The organism is Priestia sp. SIMBA_032, assembly GCF_046535215.1.
Classification (GTDB): domain Bacteria; phylum Bacillota; class Bacilli; order Bacillales; family Bacillaceae_H; genus Priestia; species Priestia aryabhattai.
Window position 1 is genome coordinate 1 of the sequence record NZ_JAWRXD010001193.1, and the last position, 251, is coordinate 251.

The 251-nt window shown below is 52.6% G+C and carries 1 protein-coding gene; it reads left to right on the plus strand.

Translation table 11 applies throughout. The features are described from left to right. Positions 1 to 4: 4 nt before the first annotated feature. Entirely contained in the window at positions 5 to 175 is a 171-nt protein-coding gene (locus SB717_RS38085) for a phage protein Gp36 family protein (RefSeq protein ID WP_410908372.1), read from the plus strand. Positions 176 to 251 lie beyond the last annotated feature (76 nt).

A 251-nucleotide genomic window follows, 5' to 3' on the forward strand; every position in this document is an offset into this window, starting at 1 on the left:
GGATTTGGCGCGCTACTTCGCTTGGCCGGATCAACCGTCGGAAGAAATCCGCGCGCGATACGAAGATGCCATCAAATTCCTCGAGCTGGTAAGCACTGGAAAGATCAAGCTCGTCGTTGCCGGCCAAGAGGTCGTCAAGTCAGGTTTTACAAATATCAGATTGTTTACGGCTTAACCAATGCTACCTCTAATCGCCCGAGCCCTAGTCGCAGGCAGCCAAAGCAACGGCCCTGACTTTGAACTGACTGTAG